The sequence below is a fragment of the Pseudomonas sp. SHLD1 genome (assembly GCF_028640935.1).
Lineage (GTDB): Bacteria > Pseudomonadota > Gammaproteobacteria > Pseudomonadales > Pseudomonadaceae > Chryseomonas > Chryseomonas aestiva.
In genome coordinates, this window is sequence record NZ_JAQZAD010000023.1 from 370023 (window position 1) to 393440 (window position 23418).

Genomic DNA, 23418 nt, shown 5'->3' on the forward strand with positions numbered 1-23418 from the left:
TGTCGCGCTGCCAAGGCGTCAGTAGCGTGGAAAACCGCGCAGCGTTTTCCGCTGATCAACTGCACCTGGACGTGGATAAGGCTGCGCCGTTATCCACTCTACGCGGCTACCCCCTCTCCTCTTTGGAGAGGGCTGGGGTGAGGTCATTCCTGGACGTGCCGATGGCCAACGGACCGTTGGGCTTCGCGACGCTCAGCCCAACCTACGAGGCACCCGCCCACACCGAACTACCCCCTCTCCCCCTGGGAGAGGGCTGGGGTGAGGGCATCCCCGGACATGCCGATGGCAACGGACTGTTGGGCTTCGCGACGCTCAACCCAACCTACAAGGCCCAACCTACAGAGCGCCGCCCATCAGAGGATATTCAGCGGATATTCGGTGATCAGCCGGGTCTCGGCCACGGTGCCGCCGGTGCTCTGGCTGCCGGAATGCCAGGCCTGGCGCAGGCGGAAGCTCAGGTCCTTGGCCGGGCCGTTCTGCAGGACATACTTGGCCTCCAGATCGGTCTCGTGTTCCTTGTCGCCGTCGCCATAGAGGCCGGCGTAGGCCGAATCCGCCGCCACGTGGGTGCCGTCGATGCCACTGCCACGGGTATGGCGCACCATCAGACTCAGGCCCGGCACGCCGTAGCTTTCCATGTTCAGGTCGTAGCGGGCCTGCCAGCTGCGCTCGCCCGGGCCGTTGAAGTCGGAGAACTGCATCGAGTTGCCGAGCAGGATGGAGTCACCGAAGGAACCCGGCACCGGCGCGCCGAAGACCGCGTAGTCGAAGGGCTGGTCGCCATGGATGCGCTGGTGGATCAGGGTGAAGGTGTGGGCGCCGGTCTGGAAGGCGGCGGCCAGCGAGCCGGCGGTGTTGGCGATGCTGCCGGCCTTGGCGCTGCCGGCGTCCAGGGTGCGATAGAGGTTGGCGTCGAAGGTCAGGCTCTGCTCGGCGGCCAGCGGCACCACATAGTTGAGGTTGCCGTAATACTGGTCCCAGACATCCTCGAAGTGGCCGGCGTAGAGCGAGGCGCTCAGGTGATCGCTGAACTTGTAGACGCCCCCGGCATAGCTGGCCGAGGCCGCTTCCACCCCCGCGTAGCCGGCGAAGATGCCGCCGTCCGAACCTGTGGTGCGCGGCGCCGTGGCGGCGGTGAAATGACCGCCTTCGAGCATCAGGTGATCGACTTCCTGGCTCACCAGGCTCCAGCCCCGGGCGGTCTGCGGAAACAGCCAGTTGCCACCCGCCGCCAGCACCGGCGCCGTGGGTTGCTGGTCACCGTACTTGAGCACGGTGTTGGAGACGCGCAGCTTGACCGCCGCGCCGCCCTTGCTGAATTCGCTGCGCTGGCTGCCGTCGCCGTCCACCGGCATGTTCGGGGTGTTGGCGTGGCCATCGCCGCCATCCAGCTTGAGGCCCAGGTAGCCATAGGCATCCACGCCCACGCCCACGGTGCCCTGGGTGAAGCCCGAGGTGTAGTTGAGCAGGAAGGCCTGGGTCCAGCTGCGCGGATCGCGACTGTTGCGCGCCGCGGCGCCATGGCCGTCGCCCTCGTTCTGGCGCAGGTAGTAGTAGTTGCGCAGCAGCAGGGTCAGGTCACCGTCTTCGACGAAGCCCTTGGCATCGGACTGCTGACTGGCCAGGGCGGCGCCGCTGAGGAGCAGGCCGGGCACGCCGAGCAGCCAGACGCTCCGACGGGCAAAGGGGGAAAACAGCGATAGCTTCATGGGCGGTTCACTCAGGGATCTCGGTTGGAATCGTTAGGTCGCGAACGAGTTTGCCAGCTAGCGCCAGTGCATACCACTTCGCTGACCGTCGTCATCGTCCGGTCACCTCCCTGTGCTGCGCTGGCGGTTCGCCCTCTGCGTCGAGACAACCCATGCCCAGCCAGCCCTTTGCCGTCGATCTCGCCTATCGTCCGCGCCTCGCCGACCTGCATCCCCTGTTGCCGGCGCAACCCGCCAACCTGAGAAGCGCTGCGCCGCGCATCACCCCCGCCGCCAGCCTGGCGGATCGCCAGGGTTACCAGGCCGACTTCCTGGGCGACTTCCAGGTCCCCTGGCCGCGTCCGAGCGCGCCCCTGGCCGGCGACGTCCATCCGCTGCCCGCCTCCGGCGATCGCCTGGACTACACCCACTTCTCGGTCAGCCTCTCGCGCAGCCGGCGGATGGCGCTCTGGGTCGGGGTCAACATCGATGGCGACCAGCACGTCGAGGTGCCCCGCAGTCGCGACGCCTGGGCCTACGACGGCCGGGTGCCGCTGGAGGCCCAGCTGGGGGAAGCGCTCTATGCCGACAACCTGCTCGATCGCGGCCACCTGGTGCGCCGCCAGGACCCCAACTGGGGCGCCGCCGCCACCCAGGCCAACCGCGACACCTTCCACTTCACCAACTGCGCACCGCAGATGGCCGCCTTCAACCAGCGGACCTGGCTGGAGCTGGAGGATTATCTGCTCGACAACACCCAGCGCTGGCAGGCGCGCATCACCGTCTTCAGCGGCCCGGTCCTGCGCGCGGATGACCGCCCCTATCGCGAGGCCCGGATTCCCGAGGCGTTCTGGAAGGTGGTGGCCTTTCTCGGTGACGACGGCAAGCCCTCCGCCAGCGCCTATCTGATCGACCAGCGCCGCGAACTCGACCAGCTGTCCATCGCCTTCGGCCGCCTGCGTACCTACCAGTGCAGCGTCCTGCACATCGAGCAGCTGACCGGCATCGACTTCGGTTCGCTGCGCGACCACGACGGCTTTTCCAATGAGGAGCGAGCCACTGGCAGCCCCGTCGAACGGGCCATCTTCGGCCCAGCCGACATTCTGCTCTAGGGCTTGTCTGTAACGTCGCCGAGCGAAGGTCAGGCAAGGCGCAACGACCAAGGGGAGTAACAGCCAACGGCTGGCCCGAAGGGTGAGCGCCAGCGAATCAAATCCGTGGGGAAGTGGACCGGGCTCGCGCTCGAGTTCACGAGGGGTAAATGAGCATTCCGACCGGGCTGGCGATCCAGCGGATTTTTAATGCCGCCTGACCGAGCGCAGGCCCTTTTCAGACAACGCCTAACCCGGCTGCACGCAGGCGCGCGGCAGGCTGTTGCGCACCCCCAGCGCCGCCAGCAGGATCACCCCGCCCAGATAGAGTTCGGCGGCGCCGGCCAGGCCCAGCCGCGGCACCAGGGCGCTGACCGCCAGGGCGGGCAGGCAGAAGGCCAGGTAACTGAGCACATAGAAGGCGGCCAGCAACCCGGCGCGCTGGGTCGGTTCCGCCAGCGGCAGCAGACTGCGGGTGGCGCCGAGAAAACCGCTGCCGAAGCCGACGCCGGTGACCAGGGTACCCAGGGCGAAGAAGCCCAGCTGACCGCTGGCCACCGCCAGCCAGAGCACTGCCGGACCGGCCACCAGGGTGCCCGCCCCCAGCCGCAGCAGGCGCGCCGCCGGCCAGAGGCGCAAGCCGTGCAGACAGGCCGCACCGGTGAGCGTCAGACCGGCCACCACCACTCCGCCAACCAGGATCGACGTCGTACCGGTCGCCGCCTTGACCAGCCCCGGCATCAACGACAGATAGAAGCCGCCCACCGCCCAGACCGCCAGCTCCAGCGGCAATACCCGCCAGAGCGTGGCGCGGGCCTGGGGCGGCACCGCCAGCTGGGGACGCAAGGCGGCGAGCAGGCCCGGCCGGCGCGGTACGCGGTCGGGCAGGCGCAACAGCGCCAGGCCCTGCAACACGAACAGCAGCAGGAACAGTCGATAGACCAGTTGCAACGGCGCCGGCGCGAATTCCACCAGCAGACCGCAACCCAGCGCGCCGACCGCCATGCCGAGCAGCGGCGTCAGGCTGTTCAACCAGGGGCCGCGCTCGGCATCCACATCGAGCAGCGCCGCCCCCAGGGCACTGGTGGCGATTCCGGTCGCCAGGCCCTGCAAGGCGCGGGCGAGCACCAGGTCGGCAAGGTCATGCGCCTGGTGGAACAGCAGCATGGAGCCGGCTTCCAGCACCAGCGCCGCCAGGATCACCGGCCGGCGCCCCAGGTGATCGGACAGCCGCCCACCCACCAGCAAGGCGGCCAGCAGCGCAAAGGCATAGACGGCGAACACCAGCGTTAGCCAGAAGGTGGAAAAGCCCCAGGCCTGCTGGTAGCTGGCATAAAGGGGGGTCGGTGCACTGGACGCGGCCAGGAAGGCCAGCAGTACCGAGCCCAGCAGCGTCAGGCGTGCGGAGGAAGAGCCGTTCAGAGAAGACATGCCCATACCTTAAAGCTAAATAATTGCTTTAAAGCCTGAACCCTTCCTGCGGCAAAAGCAATGCGTTTGCGTTAAGAGCCGGGTATCCTGTCACCATGACCAACAAGCAAGCCCGCCCCGGCGGCCGCAGTGCCCGCGTTCAGCAAGCCATCCACGAGGCCGTCCTGACGCTCCTGCAGGAGCAGCCCCGGGAAGCCCTCACCGTCCCCCTGATCGCCGCGCGCGCCGGGGTCACGCCTTCGACCCTCTATCGCCGCTGGGGCAATCTGCCCAGCCTGTTGGCCGACGTCGACCTGCAGCGCCTGCGCCCGGACCAGCCACCGGAGGACACCGGCAGCCTCAGAGGCGATCTCGAACGCTGGCTGGAACACTATGTCGACGACCTCGCCTCCACGCCGGGCCAGGCCATGCTCAGGGATGCCCTGGCGGCCACCGATCCGTGCTGCGCGGTGCGCTGTACCGAACCGACCCGGGAACGCCTGGAGCTGCTGCTCGAACGTGCCCACCGGCGTGGCGAGCCGGCACCGCCCCTGGACGCCCTGCTCGACGGCCTGGTCGCTCCGCTGATCTATCGCACCCTGTTCGGCGCCGAACGCCCCGACCTGGCGCTGTGCCTGCAGCTGCTCGCCCGGGTACTGCGGCCAGACCGCTAGGAAAAGCACCGGCCCCTAAACGACGAGGCCCGGACTGTCGCCAGTCCGGGCCGCGTGCCTTGACAGCGGATCCCGCGGGATCCGCCAGAGGTTACGCTTAGGCAGCGACCACCTTGTTGGCCGGCTGGGTACGACGACCCAGGGCACCACCGATGGCACCGACGATGCCACCGATCACCAGACTGATCAGCAGGACCCAGCTGGCCTGGGAGACCTTGCGGGCAGCCACGTCAGCCGCTTCGCGGGCCTTCTGCTCGGCCTGGGCCTTGAGCTCCTGGTACTTGGCATAGGCCTGCTGGTAGGTCTGCTGGGCCTTGTCGACGATGGCGTTGGCCTCGGCGTCGCTCTTGCCGGTGCGGGCCTTGATCAGGTTGACCAGTGCCTGACGGTCAGCGGCGTTCCAGGCCTGGTCGCCACGCTGCTTCAGACGATCCAGCAGGGCGCTCAGCTGGTCATCGGTCTGCTGCGGATTGTTGGCGCTGTTCTGGGCCGTGTTCTTGGCATCCTGTTCGGCGCCCTGAGCCTGCCGCTGCAGATTCTCCGGCTGCAGTTCGGTCTTGCCGGTCTGGCGCAGCGCGGTTTCCAGTTCGTTCTGCAGATCACCCAGGTCGAGCTGGATACCCTGCTGACGCAGCTGGTCCTGAACCTGGTTGGTCAGCGCCGGTGCCGCCTGGGACAGGCCGCTGCCGATCATCGACAGGCCGCTGCCCGCCACGTTCAGACCGGTACGCACCACGCCGCTCACAGCGCTGGACACCAGATAGACGCTGACCAGGGTCACGCTGGCCCAGACCAGGATGCCATGCAGGGCGCCTTCGCGCTGGGCCAGGCGACCGGCGATCCAGGCGCCGATGAAGACCGAGACCACGGCGCTGACGCCGACCCAGATACCGGTGCCCTTGCCCAGGCCGGACAGCGGATTGGCTCCCTGTTGCGGATCGATGGAAGCCGAGCCGATGGCGGTGCCGAGCAGGCTCAGCAGCAGCGAAACGGTCAGGGCGATGACCACGCCGGCGATGATCGAACTCCAGGAAATACGCTTCAACAGGGGCGCGGTCGCGGTGGCCGTGGTGGCTGCATAGGCTGGGGTGTGGCGGGCGTCATAGGACATGGCATGTGCTCCGGGTGGTTATGGGAAGAACTTATTGTGGTAACGGATTGATACCGTCACGCTTTTGGAAGTTCCCAAACCTTTGTTCCAGAGCCTTCAGAGGTCATAGGACCTCAGTTGTCCGCTATCCGAGCAGCATATCGGCCAGCAGCTTCACATTGAGGACCACGATCAATCCGGCGATCGCCCAGGCCAGCACCTGCGTGACCCGCCCGATCACGAAGCTCCCCATGAGTTGGCGATCCGAAACGAAGCGCACCAGCGGAATCACCGCGAAGGGCAGCTGCATGGACAGCACCACCTGGCTCAGCACCAGCAGCTTGGCCGTACCGCTCTCGCCGTAGAGACCGGTCACCACCACCACCGGGATCACGGCGATGCCGCGGGTGATCAGCCGCCGCGCCCAGTCGGGAATGCGCAGCGACAGGAAGCCTTCCATGACGATCTGGCCAGCCAGGGTCGCGGTGACCGTGGAGTTGATGCCCGAGGCCAGCAGCGCCACCGCGAACAGCAGCGAGGCGATACCCACGCCCAGCATCGGCGACAGCAGGTGGTAGGCATCCTGGATCTCGGCCACGTCGGTGCGCCCGGCGCTGTGGAACACCGCCGCGGCGGTGATCAGGATGGCCGCGTTGACGAACAGCGCCAGCATCAGTGCCAGGGTGCTGTCGGCCACCGCCCAGCGCAGGCCCATGCGCCGCCCCGCCTCGGTTCGCGGGTAGGCGCGGGTCTGCACGATGGAGGAATGCAGGTAGAGGTTATGGGGCATCACGGTAGCGCCGATGATGCCGATGGCCAGGTACAGCGCGGCTGGATTGGTGACGATCTCCGCCTTGGGCAGAAACCCGTCGAACACCGCGGCCAGGGATGGCTGGGCCAGCACCATCTGCACGCCGAAGCAGACGAAGATCAGCGTCAATAGGGCGATGACGAAGGCTTCCAGCCAGCGAAAGCCGCGATTCATCAGCAGCAGGATGAGAAAGACGTCCAGGGCCGTGAGGATGGCGCCCCACATCAGCGGGATGCCGAACAGTAGATTCAGCGCGATGGCGGTGCCGATCACCTCGGCCAGGTCGCAGGCGATGATGGCGATCTCGCAGGCGATCCACAGCAGCAGGCTCACCGGCCGCGAATAGCGCGCCCGGCAGGCCTGGGCCAGGTCCAGCCCGGTGGCGATGCCCAGGCGCGCGGCCAGGGCCTGCAGCAGGATGGCCATGAGATTGGAGAGCAGGATCACCGACAGCAGCAGGTAGCCGAATTGCGAGCCACCGGCGAGGTCCGTGGCCCAGTTGCCCGGATCCATGTAGCCCACCGAGACCATGTAGCCCGGGCCGACGAACGCCAGCAGCCGACGAAACCAGCTGCCGCCCTCGGGCACCGGCACGCTGGCGTTCATCCGCCCCAGGCTGGGCCGGGCGGACGGCGCAGGCTCCTGCCAGGCAGGCTCGACGTAGCTGGCGGATTCTTTCATGACGGACTCGTGCGGCTAGGTAGGACTACCCTTTGGAGAATTTAGCCTAGGCTAAAATTCACACATCCAGCAATAAAAAATCTCTATCTCATCCGTCGATAACGCCCATTGGCGAAGGAATCTTTGGTATTCGCCCGCAACTCGGTCAAAATGGCGCCCGCACGCGTCCTCCCGACGCGCCTCAGGTCTTTGCGGAGAAGGTCATTCAGGTGGGCAACATGACAAAGGACGACGAACTGCTGAATCGGTTGGTCGATCCATCCATTCATATGGAAGGTTTTCAACAGGTCCGCGAAGCCCATCGTCAGGAGCTGATCGAAGACTATGTCGAGCTCATTTCCGACCTCATCCGGGACGGTGGTGAAGCCCGCCAGGTGGACATCGCCGCGCGCATCGGCGTCGCCCAGCCGACCGTGGCCAAGATGCTCAAGCGCCTGGCCGCCGCCGGCCTGATCGTGCAGCGTCCCTATCGCGGCGTCTTCCTCACCCCCGAAGGCGAAGCCCTGGCCGAAGCCAGTCGCGCCCGCCACCATGTGGTGGAGACCTTCCTGCTGACCCTGGGCGTGGACGCCGATACCGCACGGCGCGATGCCGAGGGCATGGAACACCATGTCAGCGAGGCCACCCTGGCTGTCTTCCGGCGCTTCATCGCCAGCCGTCAGGCCTGACGCCTGCGGCTTTAGTCGAAAGTCGCTTAGCTTCCCTTAAGAAAATCCCGGCACCGTCGAAGTAGTGGAAGTCATACTTTCACTCCTCTCGGTGCCCTGCCATGTTTAATCGCCCGCTCAAGACCGAACTCGCCCAACTGCGTGCCGAGGTCGCCGAATTGCGTCAGTTGCACGCTGGCTTCGAAAGCCAGGCGCTAAGTCTTACCGTGGATGACCGGGGTAACGTCGAGCGGGTCAACGAACGTTTCTGCCGGGAGATGGGCTACCGGCCGGAGAACGTGGTGGGGCGTCCGCTGGACGCCTTCATTCCCGAATACGTCAAACAATTGCCCTGCTATCGCGACCTCAAGAGCGCGCTCAGCCAGGGCAACCAGACCAGCGGCATGTACCGCCTGCTGCGGGCTAACGGCCAGGAAGCCTGGCTCTATGCCACCTGGCAGCCGCTGCGTGACGCCGATGGCCGCATCCACAAGACCATCTGCTACGGCAACGACCGTACCGAACAGGTGGAGACCTCCACCGAACACTCCGGTCTCATCAACGCCCTGCTGAGATCCACCGCGGTCATCGAATTCAACCTGGCCGGCGAGGTGCTCACCGCCAACGACCGCTTCCTGCAGGGCATGGGCTATTCGCTCAAGCAGATCCAGGGCAAGCACCACCGCATGTTCTGCACCAGCGAAGAGAGTCACTCCGCCGACTACCAGGCGTTCTGGGCACGGCTGAATCGCGGCGAATTCATCGCCAGCCGCTTCAAGCGTATCGACAGCCACGGTCGCACCGTCTGGCTGGAAGCCTCCTACAACCCGGTCCTCAACACCCGTGGCGAGCTGTACAAGGTGGTGAAATTCGCCACCGTCATCACCGCCCAGGTGGAGCAGGAGCAGGCGGTGGCCGAAGCCGCCAAGGTAGCCTTCGACATCTCCCAGCAGACCGATGAAAGCGCCCGTGAAGGCGCCGAGGTGGTGCAGAACACCGTCTCGGTGATGCGCAAGATCGCCGAGGAATTGCAGGTCGCTTCCAACGGCATCGAGGCCCTGGGCGAGCAGTCGCTGGTGATCAGCACCATCGTCAAGACCATCAGCGGCATCGCCGAACAGACCAACCTGCTGGCGCTCAACGCCGCCATCGAGGCGGCGCGGGCCGGCGAGCAGGGCCGCGGCTTCGCCGTGGTGGCCGACGAGGTCCGCCAGTTGGCCGGCCGCACCAGCAAGGCCACCGAGGAGATCGTCGGCGTGGTGCAGCAGAACCAGCAACTGGCGCAGACCGCCGTGGCCAACATGGCGGCGAGCAAGCACCAGGCGGAACAGGGCCTGCAACTGGCCAACGCCGCCGGCACCCGCATCACCGAGATCCAGGACGGGGCCCAGCGCGTGGTCGGTGCGGTGGGTCAGTTCGCCCGCCGCCTGAACTAGCTCACGGACTGGCGCCCCACTCAGGCCGGCGCCGGACGCCGCCGACCGAGCAGCCCCACCGCCGCCAGGGTCACGCCCAGGCTGACCAGCAGGCACAGCCCGAGCAGGCCGCGATCCCCCCAACTCTCCCGCGCCAGGGCATAGCACCAGGGGGCTGCCGCCGAGAGCAGGAAGCTCGGCGCCAGCAGCTTGCCGGTCAGGCGCGCATAGAGCGCCCGATCGAACAACTCCAGCGGCAGGCTGGCTCGCAGCACCGCCACCAGGCCGTTGAGGGCGCCATAGAGAAAGACGAAGCCGGCGGTGAGGCCGAGATGGCCTTCGCTCGCCAGCGCCAGGGCGAAACTCAGCGGCAGGCCGAGGCCCAGCAACAGATTCAGCTGACGCGCCGAGAGCCGTTGGCCGGACGCCAGCTCCGCCAGCCGCGCGCAGACCTGGCCGATCCCCCACAGTGCCGCCACCCCTACCGGTACCCCACGCTCGGCCAGCAGCGCCGGCAGATGCGCCGACAATCCCGCCGAAAGAAAGCCGATCAACGCCATCCCGGTGGCGAACAGCACGCCGGCGAGGCGCGGCGAGCCGTCCCCTGCCGCGGGCGGCAACTCGGCACTGGGCAAGCGTCCACGCACATTGGGCAGTGGCAAGAGCAGCAGCAAGCCCGTCAGGGCGATGCCGGCATAGACCACCAACCCCAGGCGCCAGCCCAGCACCTCCAGCAACCAGTGCCCCAGCGGCCAGAACACCGCCGAGGCCAGGCCGCCGAGCAGGGTGATGCGCACCATCACCGCCCGCGAGCGTTCGCCGGCCAGGCGCGCCAGGGTGGCGAAGGCGGCGTCGTACAGCGACAGGCGCATGCCCACGCCCAGGGTTACCCAGGCCAGGTAGAACAGCGGCGCCGACTGGGCCGCTGCCAGGCCCAGGCAGCCCAGGGCATCGAGCACCAGGCCGAGTTGCAGGGTGCGACAGCCGCCCAGGCGTTCGATCACCGCGCCGCTGAAGGGCGAGACCAGGCCCATGGTCAGCATCGCCAGGGAAAAGCCGCCATAGACCCAGCGCGCGTCCCAGCCCAGTCCCGCGGCCATCGCCGGGCCGTAGACGCCCGGCAGATAGAAGGCCACCCCCCAGGCGAGCAACTGCATCAGCCCCAGTTGCCAGATGGCGCGATCGCTCGGCATCAATGTCATCAGCGCGTACCCGGGGTCCGCTCGCCCTCTCCCAGGCTGCGCTGCATCATGACCGTATCCACCCAGCGCCCATGCTTGAAGCCCACCGCCTCGAAGGTGCCGACGGTACGGAAACCCAGCCGCTGGTGCAGGGCGATGGAGCCCTGGTTGGCGCTGTCGCCGATCACCGCCACCAGTTGGCGAAAGCCCGCCGCCGTGCAGGCCGCGATGATCTCTTCCAGCAGCCGCCGGCCGATACCCTGGCCACCCAGGCCGTCGCGCACATACACCGAGTCTTCCGCGGTATGGCGATAGGCCGGTCGCGGGCGATAGAGCACCGCATAGGCATAGCCCACCACCTCCCCGTCCAGCTCGGCCACCCGGTAAGGCAGCCCGGCCTGGCGCACCGCTGCCAGCCGGCGTTCCAGCTCGGCCAGGTCCGGCGGCTCCAGCTCGAAGCTGGCGCAGCTGCGCAGCACATGTTCAGCATAGATGGCCTGGATGGCCGGCAGATCGGCGGGGGTGGCATCGCGCAACTGCAGGGCGGTGTTCACGGGAGAGGTCCATTCGCGGGGTCGATGAAGCGATCATGCCGGGACGGCCAGCCAAAGATAAAGCTATGCTCGGTTATCACCGGTATAAGCAAAACCTTCATGGCCGACCTCAACCTCACACAGCTGCAGACCTTCGTCCAGGTGGTCGCCACCGGCAGCTTTTCCGCCGCGGCCGATCGCCTGGGGCTGAGCCAGCCGGCGGTCAGCCTGCAGATCCGCCAGCTGGAGCGGCGCCTGGGCCTCAAGCTGCTGGAGCGCCTGGGGCGCGGACTCAAGCCCACCGCGGCGGGCCGTCTGCTGCTGGATCACGCCGCGCAGATCCAGACCGCAGTGGACCAGGCCCTGCAGGCGCTGGCCAGCCATGGCGAGACGGTCAGCGGACGGATCGCCATCGGCACCGGCGCCACCGCCTGCATCCATCTCCTGCCACCACTGCTGGGCCAGTTGCGCCAGCGCTTTCCACAGCTGGATGTGCGGGTCAGTACCGGCAACACCCTGGACGTCCTGCGGGCGGTGGAAGACAACCGCCTCGACCTGGGCCTGGTCACCCTGCCCGCCAGTGGCCGCAACCTGCAGGTGGAGCCGCTGCTGGAGGATGCCTTCGTCGCCCTGCTGCCCCCCGCCAGCTCCCTGCCATCGCACGCGCTGGCGCCGGCAGACCTGGCTGAGACGCCGCTTCTGGCCTTCGAGACCGGCAGCAGCACCCGGCTGCTGATCGACGACTGGTTTCGCCGCGCCGGCCAGGCCAGCCGCCCGGTGATGGAGCTGGGCAGCATCGAGGCGCTCAAGGAACTGGTGGCCGCCGGCCTCGGCTACAGCCTGGTGCCCGGCATCGCCGTGGCCACCGAGCACCATCGCCACGGACTAAGAGTGCAGCCGCTGGCACCGCCCCTGACCCGCACCCTGGCCCTGGTGCTGCGCCGCGACAAACCCCTGAGTCGCCCGCTGCAGCAGGTGCTGGAAGCGTTGCGACAGCTGCGCCGCTGATAGGGGCTCGACCAAACGCCCACCACGCCCTATCATTCAATGATTCAACGATTCTTGTATTATTGAACCATGAATGAAGAACTTGTCGTTTCCGCCCTTGCCGCCCTCGCCCACGCCCAGCGCCTGAGGGTCTTTCGCGCCCTGGTGGTCGCCGGCACGACCGGCCTTACCCCCAGCCAGTTGGCCGATCAGCTCGAGGTAGCCCGCAGCAACCTCTCCTTCCACCTCAAGGAGCTGGCCAATGCCGGTCTGGTTTCGGTGGAACAGCAGGGCCGCAATCTCATCTATCGCGCGGCCTATGACCAGATGAATGCCCTGCTCGGTTACCTGACCGAGCACTGTTGCGCCGGCGATGATTGCGCGGTCAGCGCACCGCCGCGCTGCTCCTGCTGACCTCCGTCCCTCCACCGCCAACCACAAGACCAGGCCCGCCATGCACAGTCCCCCCGCCTGCCCTCCGGCAGCACCCGCCATGAACACCTTCGAGCGTTACCTCAGCCTCTGGGTCGCGCTCTGCATCCTCGCCGGCATCGCCCTCGGCCAGCTGGCACCGGGGCTGTTCCGCTGCATCGGCCGGATCGAGGTGGCCCAGGTCAATCTGCCGGTCGGCCTGCTGATCTGGGTCATGATCGTACCCATGCTGCTCAAGGTGGATTTCAGCGCCCTCGGCCAGGTACGCCAGCACTGGCGCGGGATCGGCGTCACCCTGTTCGTCAACTGGGCGGTCAAGCCCTTCTCCATGGCCCTGCTCGCCTGGCTGTTCATTCGGGAGCTGTTCGCGCCCTGGTTGCCGACGGAGCAGCTGGACAGCTACATCGCCGGGCTCATCCTGCTGGCAGCGGCGCCCTGCACCGCCATGGTCTTCGTCTGGAGTCGACTCACCCAGGGCGATCCGCTGTTCACCCTGTCTCAGGTCGCGCTGAACGACACCCTCATGGTCTTCGCCTTCGCCCCCATCGTCGGCCTGTTGCTGGGCCTGTCGTCGATCACGGTGCCCTGGGCCACGCTGCTGCTCTCGGTGGTCCTCTACCTGGTACTGCCGGTGATCCTCGCCCAGCTCTGGCGGCGGGCGCTGCTGCGCCAGGGTCAGGCCGCCTTCGACCGCACCCTGGCCCGTCTGGGCCCTCTCTCGATGGCCGCCCTGCTGGCCACCCTGGTGCTGCTGTTCGCCTTCCAGGGCGAGGCCATCCTGGCGCAGCCGCTGGTGATCGCCCTGCTGGCCGTGCCTATCCTGATCCAGGTGCTGTTCAATTCGGCCCTGGCCTACTGGCTGAATCGCCTGGTGGGCGAGAGCCACAGCGTGGCCTGTCCCTCGGCGCTGATCGGCGCCAGCAACTTCTTCGAACTGGCGGTGGCCGCCGCCATCAGCCTGTTCGGCTTCCACTCGGGCGCCGCCCTGGCTACCGTGGTGGGCGTTCTTATCGAGGTACCGCTGATGCTGCTGGTCGTGCGCCTGGTGAACGGCTCGCGTGGCTGGTACGAACGGGGTGCCCCTTCCCACCATCGAGACCGTCCATGAACAGCGCCATCACGATCTATCACAACCCCGCCTGCGGCACCTCACGCAACGTGCTGGGCCTGATTCGCAACACCGGCGTCGAGCCGACGGTCATCCACTACCTGGAAACTCCACCCGACCGGGCGCAGCTGGAGCGGCTGATCGCCGACCTCGGCATGCCGGTGCGCGAGCTGCTGCGTCAGAAGGGTACGCCCTACGCCGAGCTGGGCCTGGACGATCCGCAGCTGGATGACGCGGCCCTGATCGCCGCCATGCTGCAGCATCCCCTGCTGATCAATCGACCGATCGTGGTGACCCCCCTGGGTACCCGCCTCTGCCGGCCCTCGGAACGGGTACTCGATATTCTGCCCGAGCCGCAGCGCGGTCCCTTCGTCAAGGAAGATGGCGAGGTAGTAATTCCCTCTGCGGCGCCGCGCGGCTGATCGGGGCCGCCATGCGTGACATCGCCCGCGATAAGGACAGCGCCTGGCAGGTCTTCCTGATCTTCCTGCGCCTTGGCTGCACCAGCTTTGGCGGCCCCATCGCCCACCTCGGCTACTTCCGCCAGGCCTTCGTCACGCGGCGCCAGTGGCTGGACGAAGCCGCCTATGCCGAGCTGGTCGCGCTCTGCCAGCTGCTGCCCGGTCCGACCAGCAGCCAGGTCGGCATGGCCCTGGGCCTGGGGCGCGCCGGCGGCTGGGGCCTGCTGGCGGCCTGGCTCGGCTTCACCCTGCCCTCCGCCCTGCTGCTGATCCTGTTCGCCCTGGGCCTTGCCCACTTTCCGGGATTGGCCGACTCGGGCGCGGTGCATGGCCTCAAGGTCTTCGCCGTGGCGGTTGTGGCCCAGGCGGTCTGGAGTATGGGCCGCAGCCTGTGCCCGGATACGCCGCGTCGCCTCCTGGCGCTGGTTGCCGCCGGCCTGGCGCTCTGGCTGCCCGGTTCGGCGGGGCAACTGCTGGGGCTGGGCCTGGCCGCCCTGGTCGGACGTCTCGCCCTGGCGCCCGCTGCCACGCCGCCGGCCCTGGGCCTGCGAACCGGACTCTCCCGGCGGCTGGGGGTCGGCGCGCTGCTGCTGTTCCTGCTGCCGCTATTGCTGTTGCCCGCCTGGGGCCCGCTGGCCGGGGGTGTCTACCGAGCGGGGGCCCTGGTCTTCGGTGGCGGCCATGTGGTGCTGCCGCTGCTGCAGACCGTGGTGGTGCCCAGCGGCCTGGTCAGCGAGGGCCAGGTCATGGCCGGCTACGGCCTGGCCCAGGCGGTGCCCGGTCCGTTGTTCACCTTCGCCGCCTACCTGGGTGCCCTGGTGCCCGCCACCGTGCCCGCCTGGCTCAATGGCCTGCTCTGGACCCTGATCTTTCTGCCCGGCGCGCTCATCCTGCTCGCCGCCCTGCCCTTCTGGCAGACCCTGCGGAACCACCCCGGCTGGCAACGCGCGCTGACCGGCCTCAACGCCGGCGTGGTCGGCCTGCTGCTGGCGGCGCTCTACGATCCGGTCTGGACGGGAGGCATCCGCGGCCCACTGGACGTTGCTCTGGCCGCACTGGCCCTGGCGCTGCTCCTGAGCACCCGCTGGTCGCCCGTCCTGATCGCGCTATTGGTCGTTCTGGCCGCGTGGTTGTTGAACTTTTAGCGCACTACCGTTTAGCGGCGTGCCACTAGTGGCCCGATGAAATTGCGGCGTGGTTCGCTGTAGCTCCGTGGAAAGCTAGGCACTGTCGGCGTGACGTTCGGCTGTATGAAACGTCTTGCCCTGCGCGAGAACGTGTCCAGCGAGCGCTCGGCCTGACATGCATTAAGGATGACCGCCATGACCTACAATAATCCCCTGGACACCACCGCCCCCCTGTTCACCGCTGCCCTTGCCAAGGCGCCCCTGGTTGCCGCGCCCGCAAAGGCTGCCGGCACCTCTGACGGCGTCACCTACTACGCCTTCCAGAGCCAGCCCCGGCTCACCCTCGACATCAATACCGCGCCCGAATACGTCGGCTTCGCCAAGACCTTCGACGCCAAGGGCCCGCACTATACGGCTGGTTCGACCCTGAACGAACTGACCCTGACCGGTCATTGGGAAGACCAGATCCTTCGCCTCGACGGTCACACCCGCGGTGCCACTGCCAGTGACAGCACCCTGGATTCGAGCATCGCCAAGCTGACCGTCAGCCTCACCGACGTGCCGACCAATCAGTTCAATGAAGGCGATCTGATCACCCTGGACCACTTCGATGGCCTGCAGACCTTCGACGGCTCCACCTCCACGGCCGGCCTGTCGATCGACTTCCTGCATGGTTACACCGCAGGCGCGGACTACACCTATGCCAGCCAGAGCGCATTCCTCAAAAGCGTGACCACCGGCAGCGGCGGCGATCTGATCCAGGTCAGCACCCGTACCGCCCCGGAACTCGAGCACGTGGCGGCGTTGAGCAACTCGCGGGTCAAGGCCATCACCGTCGATACCGGCGCAGGCGGCGACCAGATCGGTGCCCACATCCAGCAAGCTGATATGGTCATCAATGCCGGCGCCGGCAGTGACTTCGTCGACATCCTGATCACCGAAGGCGTGGCCGCGCACAATGCCACCCTGCGAGGTAACTACGGCCATGGCGCCACCGTCACCCTGGGTGAAGGCCGTGACACCCTGAGCCTGCTCAACCCCACCCTGGCCAACTTCGATGGCGGCAGCAGCGCCGCCGCCAACCGTGCGCTGGCGGCCAACCATGTGACGGTCACCGACTTCAAGGCGAGCGAAGACAACATTATCTTTGGCTTCGCAATTACCGACCCCAAGGCCGTGGTGACCGTCCAGGATTCAGCCCTGACCAACGCCCACAGCCTGTACGCCGCGCTCAATATCGTCACTCAATCGACCACCGGGCTGGTCAATGCCGCGGTCTTCCACTACGGCCAGGACACCTATGTCTTCCGTGACTCCGGCTACGAAGGCCAGGTCGATAACCTGGACTCCCTGGTCCAGCTGATCGGCGTCCATAACCTCGATGATGTCGCCAGCACCGTGGCGGCCCGTGAACGCTATGAACCCGGTGGCACCCTCGGCTGGGCCTGATAGCCCCTGAGCCGCACGGCTTGCCGCCCAGAGCGATCAACCGGGCGGCTCGCCGGCTGCTTATGTGCGGTATTCGTGGCTTGCCGAAGAAGTCGGGCACTCACGGCAGGAACCCAGGGTCTGTCTAGCGATACCCTTTCGAACACGAGGAACGCGCGATGAAGATCCTGATGGTCCTGACCTCCCATGACCAGCTCGGCGACACCGGCAAGAAAACCGGCTTCTGGCTGGAAGAATTCGCTGCTCCCTACTACGTCTTCAAGGACGCCGGCGCCGAGATCACCCTGGCCTCCCCCGCCGGTGGCCAACCGCCGCTGGACCCCAAGAGCGACGCCGCCGACGCCCAGACCGAGTCCACCGAACGCTTCAAGAACGATCCCGAGGCGCAGCAGGCCCTGGCCAACACCGTCAAGCTCGCCGAGGTGCAGGCCGACGACTACGACAGCGTCTTCTATCCCGGCGGCCATGGCCCGCTCTGGGACCTCGCCGAATCCCGCGATTCCATCGCCCTGCTCGAAGCCTTCGCCCAGGCCAACAAGCCCTTCGCCCTGGTCTGCCACGCCCCCGGCGTGCTGCGCCACGTCAAGGCCGCCGATGGCACCCCGCTGGTCAAGGGCCGCACCGTCACTGGCTTCACCAACAGCGAAGAAGCCGGCGTGCAACTCACCGACGTGGTGCCCTTCCTGGTGGAAGACGAGCTGAAGAAACTCGGCGCCCGCTACGAGAAGGGCCCGGACTGGGGCGAGTTCGTGGTCGAGGACGGCAACCTGGTCACCGGCCAGAATCCGGCCAGCTCGGAAGCCGCGGCGGACGCCTTGCTGACCAAGCTGGGTTAAGAGCTAAGCACCTGAAAAAGCCCGCCAACCGGCGGGCTTTTTACTGCGCCCCGTCAACGCCTGCACACGGCTGTTTTCCGCGCTGCACCCCTGCCCTGCTGCCCAAGTGCCACTAGTCGCAAAGACTGCAGAAATCCCGGCGCCTGCCGACAGCCTCTCATGAGCGCAGCCTTAACCCTGCTCCGCCCAGGCTGGAAAGGATATTCCGTGCAATCGATTACCTGGTCGTATTTTCAGAGCCTTGCCCGATGAAGAGACTCCTGCTCGGCGTGCGTGCCCTGATGTCGGTGCCCAAGGACAATCCTGGCCTGGTCAAGGCGCAATACCTCGCGCTGTCGCGCCAGCTGCCGATGATGTACTTCATCCTGCTGACCAACACCCTGATGCTGGCCGGCACCCACTACGCCGTCGCGCCACGCTGGCTGGTGGTCTACTGCCCGTTGATCATGACGCTGTTCGGCGTGATCCGCGCGGCCGAATGGCTCCGCACGCGCAATCAGCCGCGCAGTCCGACGCAGATGCTGACGGCCCTGAAGCGCACCAACCTACTCGCGCCCATAGTGGCCTCGGCCTTCACCGCCTGGGCGCTGGCGCTGTTTCCCTATGGCGACAGCTATACCCAGGCGCATGTGGGCTTCTACATGGCGATCACCGTGATCGGCTGTATCTTCTGCATGATGCACCTGCTGCCCGCGGCCCTGGCCACCACCGCCGTGGTCAACACCGCCTTCGTGGTGTTCTTCGCCTCCACCACCATCGGCACCTTCGTGGCCACGGCGATCGACGTCCTGCTGGTGTCCATCGCCATGCTAGTCATCCTCAAGGCGCAGTACGGCGACTTCACCCGCCTGGTGAACATGCAGGCGCAGACGGCGAAACTCAGCGAGGAGAACCTCAAGCTGGCCAATCAGGACAGCCTGACCGGCCTCGCTAATCGACGACAGTTCTTTGCCCGCCTCGATACGCTACTGGCCGACGCGCGTGCCCAGGGGACCCGTCTGGCCGTGGGCCTGATCGACCTGGACGGCTTCAAGCCGGTCAACGATCTCTATGGCCATAGCGTGGGCGACCGGCTGCTCTGTCAGGTCGGCCAGCGCCTGAGCACGCTGCTGGGCGAAGACGTCCACCTGGCCCGCCTGGGCGGCGACGAATTCAGCCTGATCACCACCGGGGTCTTGAACGATGAGCAGCTGCGGGCGTTTGGCGAAAGGGTCTGCGCCAGCCTGCGCGAGCCCTTCCTGCTGGTGGACCTGCCCATCCAGATCAGTGGCTCGCTGGGCCTCGCGACCTTTCCCGACCAGGCCTTTTCCGCCACGGACGTCTATGAGCATGCCGACTACGCCCTGTACCAGAGCAAGCGCCACCGCCCCGGCACGGCCTGCCTGTTCAGCACCGCCCATCGCCAGCAACTCAATCGCGAAGGCCTGACCGAACAGGCCCTGCGCCGGGCCGACCTGGAGCGCGAGTTCTACATGGTCTTCCAACCCATCGTGGACATCCACAGCAAGCAGACCGTGGCCTTCGAGGCCCTCGCCCGCTGGGAAAGCCCGGAGCTGGGCAACGTCCCGCCGGGTGATTTCATCGCCACCGCCGAGCGCGTCGGCATGGTCAATCGCCTCACCCTGCCGCTGCTGAATAAGGCGCTAAACGCGGCCGCGCGCTGGCCTGCGGGCATCCGCCTGGCCTTCAACCTCTCCGCCCACGACTGTGCCTCCGAGGAAGCCGCCCAGCAGATCGTCGAACTGATCAGGTGCAGCCCGTTCGACCCGGCCTGCCTCGACCTGGAAATCACCGAAACCGCCGCCATCCAGGACCTGCGCCAGACCCAGCGCGCCATCAGCCGCTTCCGCGAACTGGGCTGCGGCATCTCCCTCGACGACTTCGGCACCGGCTATTCTAGCCTGAGCCAGATCCACGCGCTGCCGCTGACCAAACTCAAGGTGGACCGCACCTTCGTCACCAACCTCCACCTCGACCCGGCCAGCTTCAAGATCGTCAAATCCCTGATCGCCCTGTGCCAGGACATGCAGCTGGAATGCATCGTGGAAGGGGTGGAGACGGCTGCAGAACTGGGTGCGCTGAAGAATCTTGGTTGTACGAGGGCGCAGGGTTATCTGTTCGCCAAGCCGATGCGGGCGAGTGAGATTAGGGGTTGGTTGGAGGGGGAGCAGTTGGACAGGGTTTTGGCAGTTTGATCTGTCGAGTTTGCGATGCGCGATGTACGATGTGCGCTTATACCCCTGGATGCAGCGGATGCATCGTTGACGAAGCTTTGGTGAGTAGTTTGGATATGAGAAAACCCGCCAACAGGCGGGCTTTCTAGCCGATCAGCGCCAGGCGCCGAGCGGGATCACTCCCACTCTATTATAAATAATAATTTTTATCAGTAAAAATAAACAAGTTAAAATATCAACCCTCTAGATACCATGAATAATGCCATACACCAATTATAAAAAATACGCCTCCCTCTACAGAGCTTCTTAAGCACTGCCTACTGTAAGCTCGTCACCGACGGTAGCAAGCGCAGAGGGAGATAATCCCAAAGTTTAGGATACGGTTATCTAACTTCGTTAAGCACAGGAGCCTGCTCGGTTTGATGCTTAGTAACCCGAGGCATCCGCTGTAATTCAGTACCTAGGCAGCAGGCTGACTTGATTCCCTTAGCTGCTTATAAACCTCCTCCACCAGCAGACTCGCCAGCCCCTCAAATACCTTCTCATGCCGTAGCGCCTGGTCGGCCATCGCGTTGTGGTTCTCCAAGGCATCCACCACGGCATTGTTGAGCTTCGTTTCGTAAGCGCCGTTGGCGAAGGCATCCACCGTGTCGTTGGCCTGCGCCTGCTCCTGCAAAATTGGGTCACTCACCATTTTGCCAATCAGCGTAGTGGCGTAGCCCTTGAAATCGGCATCCGACAGATTGCCTGAGAACACCTCGTTCATCTTCTTGATGATGGCCGACAGCCGGTCTTCCGGGTCGTCCCAGGCTTTCCCGCCGCCCGTGCCCAAGGGCTTCATTGGTTCGGCGGTGCCCGCCTCCATGTCCAGCTTGTGCTTTTGTTCGTTGACGACCTTATAGCCCGCCAACCGCACAGATTCATCCAGGGCCTCATCGCCTCCGGCCTTGCCTTGCAAGCGAGGCAACAGCATTCGGCAAAACGCATGCAGGCGCTCCAGATCGGCATCGTCGTAGGAGCGCAGTTGCGACAGGAAGTCGTAGGCGCTGATGTACGACGAAATATCGCCACGAAACAGATCTTGCACCTCTTTGGTCTGCGCTTTGAACCGCTCGTGCGCCTTCTTCAATGGCGCTTGAATCGTAGCCTGCTTGCCCTTGGGGTCGAAATAGCCTTTTGCAAAGGCCAACACCTCTTCCCACAGGTAGATGCCGGCGTCGTCCAGCTTCTGGCGCAGGGTGTGAACCAAGTTAGGGTCAGTAACCCCCGACATCTTCGCGGTACGGTAGAACGGCAGAAAGGCTTTGAGGATGCCTTCGGCGTCGTTGCGGAAGTCCAGCACGAAGGTCGTTTTCTTGCCTGGGTACATGCGGTTCAGGCGCGACAGAGTTTGCACCGCCAACACCCCATCCAGGCGCTTGTCGACGTACATGGCGCACAGCTTGGGCTGGTCAAAGCCCGTCTGAAATTTCGACGCAACGATCAGCACCTGATAGCCGTCGGTCTTGAACGCCTCTTTGATGCCGTCGTCGTGCTCCTTGTGGTCGTTGAGGTCGCCTTCCTTGGCTTTAAGTACCTTGGATTCCTCATCCGTTACCTCGCCCGAATACGCCACCAACGCCTTGCAGTCGGTGTACTTCATCTTCTTGATGTAGTCGTCGAATGCCTTCTTGTAGCGCACTGCCGCCACGCGGCTGTCCGATACCACCATGGCTTTGGCGTGACCGCCCAACTGGTGCATGACGTGCTCGCGGAAATGCTTCACGATGACCGTCACTTTCTGGGCAATGCTGGTTGGATGTATCAGCCCATAACGGAACAACTTGGCCTTGGCTTTGCCTGACTTCACCATCTTGTCATCGCCCGCCTGCTCCAGCTTCATGGCAAAGCCATAGGTGGTGTAACCGCGCAGTACGTCCAAGATAAATTTCTCTTCGATGGCCTGGCGCATCGAATACACATGGAAGGGCTCAGGCGTGCCATCTTCACCCGTGCGCCCGAACAGTTCCATGGTCTTCAACTTGGGTGTTGCCGTGAAGGCGTAGTACGACACATTGGGCGGGCGCTGGCGCGACGCCATGATGGAGTTAAGTACATCCTCATTTGTCAGCTCGGCATCTTCCTGTGCTGCCGCAACCGCAGCGTCATAGGCCGTGGACGGGGACAGTTCAGCTCCCAAGGGTGCCGCCTCCTTGCCCTTGGTGGTCAACACCTCGCGCAGCTTCACCGCGCCCTTGCCTGCTTGGCTGGAATGGGCTTCGTCCAAGATAAGCGCAAAGCGCTTATCGCCCAGGCCGCTCACTTTGTCCAACACCCAGGGAAACTTCTGCAACGTGGTGATGATGATGAGCTTGCCCTTGTCCAGGGCTCCCGCTAACTGCGTACTGTTCTCGTCAATTTTTTCGACCACGCCTTGCTGATGGTCGAACTGGTAAATGGTGTCTTGCAACTGAGTGTCCAACACCCGGCGATCGGTAATCACAATCACGCTGCTGTACACCTTCTGGTCCTTGGCATCGTGCAGAGATGCAAGGCGGTGTGCCAGCCATCCGATGGTATTGGACTTGCCCGACCCCGCCGAGTGCTGAACCAGATAGGTCTGCCCCACGCCTTCGACCAGGGTGGCATTGAGCAACTTGTTGACCGCATCCCACTGGTGGTAGCGAGGGAACAAGAGCGCCGTGTTGAATACCTTCTTGCCCTTGGCGTCCCTAGACTCGGACACCTCCACCGACAAGAACTTGCCCACTACCGCCAGCCAGGCATCGCGCTGGAACACTTCGTGCCACAGATAGCCGGTGGAATAGCCCGAAGCGTTATCGGGCGGGTTGCCCGCCCCTGCGCCGCCCATGCCATCGGGGTTACCACGGTTGAAGGGCAAAAAGCACGTGGCCGCACCCGCAAGCTTGGTCGCCATCTGCACCTCGTCGGTGCTCACGGCGAAGTGGACCAACGCCCGCTTGCCAAACGACAGCAAAGGCTCGGACTGCTTGGTTGCCACGTCTACCGGATTGCGGTCGTACTTGTACTGCCGCACCGCGGCCTCGATGTTCTGCGTGGTGTCGGTTTTCAGCTCGATGGTTGCCAGGGGTAGGCCATTGAGGAACAGCACGAAGTCGATGCACAACTGGTTGTGCAACGAGTAATGCAGTTGACGCACCACGCGCAGGCGGTTCTTTTTGTAGTGCTCCCAGGTTGTAGAGTTCTGCTGGTTGCTGGGCGCGAACTGGGCCATCTTGAACGTGGCGTTGATATCCTTGAAGCCCTTGCGCAGCACGTAGAGCGTGCCCCAGAGCTGCGGGGTTTCCTTCTTGATGGTCGGGCGGTCCTTGTCCAGCTCTTCCACCAGCCGCTGGATGAACACCGCCTCCGGGTTCTTGGCGTGGTTCTTGGCAAACTTCTCCCAGGCATCGGGCTGCGTGTCCTTCACCCAGGCAATCGCGTCCTCGGGATACAGCGCCGTGCGGCGGTCGTAGCCTTTGTCGTACGCAAAGCCTTTTTGGAACGGCAAAGGTCCATCGAGCAGCCACCCCTGGGCTTTTAAGACTTCACAAATCTCGTCTTCGAACTGCTCTTCAGTGTGGATGGCTGCCATGGATGTCCTTCTCGTATTTTTGCGAATC

At 65.3% G+C, this 23418-nt stretch carries 18 protein-coding genes and 2 pseudogenes; 13 read left to right on the forward strand and 7 right to left on the reverse strand.

Annotation, left to right across the window (positions count from 1 at the left end):
* Positions 1 to 353: 353 nt before the first annotated feature.
* Positions 354 to 1709: an OprD family porin gene (locus tag PVZ77_RS17830; RefSeq protein ID WP_273807864.1), complete on the reverse strand. Its 1356-nt coding sequence runs from the start codon at positions 1707 to 1709 to the stop codon at positions 354 to 356.
* A gap of 152 nt (positions 1710 to 1861) precedes the next feature.
* Here PVZ77_RS17830 and PVZ77_RS17835 point away from each other — a divergent pair, with 152 nt between their 5' ends.
* Positions 1862 to 2800 (forward strand): DNA/RNA non-specific endonuclease, encoded by a 939-nt coding sequence (locus PVZ77_RS17835; RefSeq protein ID WP_273807865.1) that lies wholly within the window; start codon positions 1862 to 1864, stop codon positions 2798 to 2800.
* A gap of 228 nt (positions 2801 to 3028) precedes the next feature.
* Here PVZ77_RS17835 and PVZ77_RS17840 read toward each other — a convergent pair whose 3' ends face one another.
* Positions 3029 to 4210: an MFS transporter gene (locus PVZ77_RS17840; RefSeq protein ID WP_273807866.1), complete on the reverse strand. Its 1182-nt coding sequence runs from the start codon at positions 4208 to 4210 to the stop codon at positions 3029 to 3031.
* Between the two features lie 95 nt (positions 4211 to 4305).
* Between PVZ77_RS17840 and PVZ77_RS17845 the strand changes: the two genes are divergently transcribed.
* Positions 4306 to 4863: a TetR/AcrR family transcriptional regulator gene (locus PVZ77_RS17845; RefSeq protein ID WP_273807867.1), complete on the forward strand. Its 558-nt coding sequence runs from the start codon at positions 4306 to 4308 to the stop codon at positions 4861 to 4863.
* A gap of 97 nt (positions 4864 to 4960) precedes the next feature.
* On the opposite strand, the gene PVZ77_RS17850 is transcribed toward PVZ77_RS17845, so the two are convergent.
* Complete coding sequence (locus PVZ77_RS17850; RefSeq protein ID WP_273807868.1) at positions 4961 to 5974, reverse strand: YrzE family protein; 1014 nt, start codon at positions 5972 to 5974, stop codon at positions 4961 to 4963.
* Between the two features lie 124 nt (positions 5975 to 6098).
* Entirely contained in the window at positions 6099 to 7445 is a 1347-nt protein-coding gene (locus PVZ77_RS17855) for an Nramp family divalent metal transporter (protein ID WP_273807869.1), read from the reverse strand.
* A 218-nt stretch (positions 7446 to 7663) separates the two neighbouring features.
* Here PVZ77_RS17855 and mntR point away from each other — a divergent pair, with 218 nt between their 5' ends.
* From mntR to PVZ77_RS26145, 3 genes and pseudogenes are all read left to right on the forward strand, one after another.
* The gene (gene mntR / locus PVZ77_RS17860) at positions 7664 to 8113 is read left to right on the forward strand and encodes a manganese-binding transcriptional regulator MntR (RefSeq protein ID WP_017640022.1); all 450 of its coding nucleotides are present in this window, start codon (positions 7664 to 7666) and stop codon (positions 8111 to 8113) included.
* 101 nt (positions 8114 to 8214) lie between these two features.
* Positions 8215 to 8991, forward strand: a pseudogene (locus tag PVZ77_RS26140) (PAS domain-containing protein); the annotation flags it as partial.
* Positions 8992 to 9090: 99 nt separating this feature from the next.
* Positions 9091 to 9528, forward strand: a pseudogene (locus PVZ77_RS26145) (methyl-accepting chemotaxis protein); the annotation flags it as partial.
* A 20-nt stretch (positions 9529 to 9548) separates the two neighbouring features.
* Here the strand turns inward: PVZ77_RS26145 and PVZ77_RS17870 are convergent.
* Both PVZ77_RS17870 and PVZ77_RS17875 read right to left on the reverse strand, forming a co-directional pair.
* On the reverse strand, positions 9549 to 10709 hold the full coding sequence (locus PVZ77_RS17870; RefSeq protein ID WP_273807871.1) for an MFS transporter: 1161 nt from the start codon (positions 10707 to 10709) through the stop codon (positions 9549 to 9551).
* Positions 10709 to 11242, reverse strand: coding sequence for a GNAT family N-acetyltransferase (locus tag PVZ77_RS17875; RefSeq protein ID WP_273807872.1), 534 nt, complete (start codon positions 11240 to 11242; stop codon positions 10709 to 10711). Before PVZ77_RS17875 ends, PVZ77_RS17870 begins: the two co-directional genes overlap by 1 nt.
* A gap of 99 nt (positions 11243 to 11341) precedes the next feature.
* Here PVZ77_RS17875 and PVZ77_RS17880 point away from each other — a divergent pair, with 99 nt between their 5' ends.
* From PVZ77_RS17880 to PVZ77_RS17915, 8 genes are all read left to right on the forward strand, one after another.
* Positions 11342 to 12229 (forward strand): LysR family transcriptional regulator, encoded by an 888-nt coding sequence (locus PVZ77_RS17880; RefSeq protein ID WP_273807873.1) that lies wholly within the window; start codon positions 11342 to 11344, stop codon positions 12227 to 12229.
* A gap of 69 nt (positions 12230 to 12298) precedes the next feature.
* On the forward strand, positions 12299 to 12622 hold the full coding sequence (locus tag PVZ77_RS17885) for an ArsR/SmtB family transcription factor (RefSeq protein ID WP_273807874.1): 324 nt from the start codon (positions 12299 to 12301) through the stop codon (positions 12620 to 12622).
* Between the two features lie 79 nt (positions 12623 to 12701).
* The gene (gene arsB, locus PVZ77_RS17890) at positions 12702 to 13748 is read left to right on the forward strand and encodes an ACR3 family arsenite efflux transporter (protein WP_443218014.1); all 1047 of its coding nucleotides are present in this window, start codon (positions 12702 to 12704) and stop codon (positions 13746 to 13748) included.
* Positions 13745 to 14170, forward strand: coding sequence for an arsenate reductase (glutaredoxin) (arsC, locus tag PVZ77_RS17895; RefSeq protein WP_273807876.1), 426 nt, complete (start codon positions 13745 to 13747; stop codon positions 14168 to 14170). Before arsB ends, arsC begins: the two co-directional genes overlap by 4 nt.
* 11 nt (positions 14171 to 14181) lie before the next feature.
* Entirely contained in the window at positions 14182 to 15354 is a 1173-nt protein-coding gene (gene chrA / locus PVZ77_RS17900; RefSeq protein ID WP_273807877.1) for a chromate efflux transporter, read from the forward strand.
* 177 nt (positions 15355 to 15531) lie between these two features.
* Positions 15532 to 16785, forward strand: coding sequence for a hypothetical protein (locus PVZ77_RS17905; protein ID WP_273807878.1), 1254 nt, complete (start codon positions 15532 to 15534; stop codon positions 16783 to 16785).
* A 158-nt stretch (positions 16786 to 16943) separates the two neighbouring features.
* Complete coding sequence (locus PVZ77_RS17910; protein WP_273807879.1) at positions 16944 to 17621, forward strand: type 1 glutamine amidotransferase domain-containing protein; 678 nt, start codon at positions 16944 to 16946, stop codon at positions 17619 to 17621.
* A 248-nt stretch (positions 17622 to 17869) separates the two neighbouring features.
* Entirely contained in the window at positions 17870 to 19816 is a 1947-nt protein-coding gene (locus tag PVZ77_RS17915; protein WP_273807880.1) for a putative bifunctional diguanylate cyclase/phosphodiesterase, read from the forward strand.
* Positions 19817 to 20255: 439 nt separating this feature from the next.
* Here the strand turns inward: PVZ77_RS17915 and PVZ77_RS17920 are convergent, their stop codons facing one another.
* Complete coding sequence (locus tag PVZ77_RS17920; RefSeq protein ID WP_273807882.1) at positions 20256 to 23390, reverse strand: type I restriction endonuclease subunit R; 3135 nt, start codon at positions 23388 to 23390, stop codon at positions 20256 to 20258.
* Positions 23391 to 23418 lie beyond the last annotated feature (28 nt).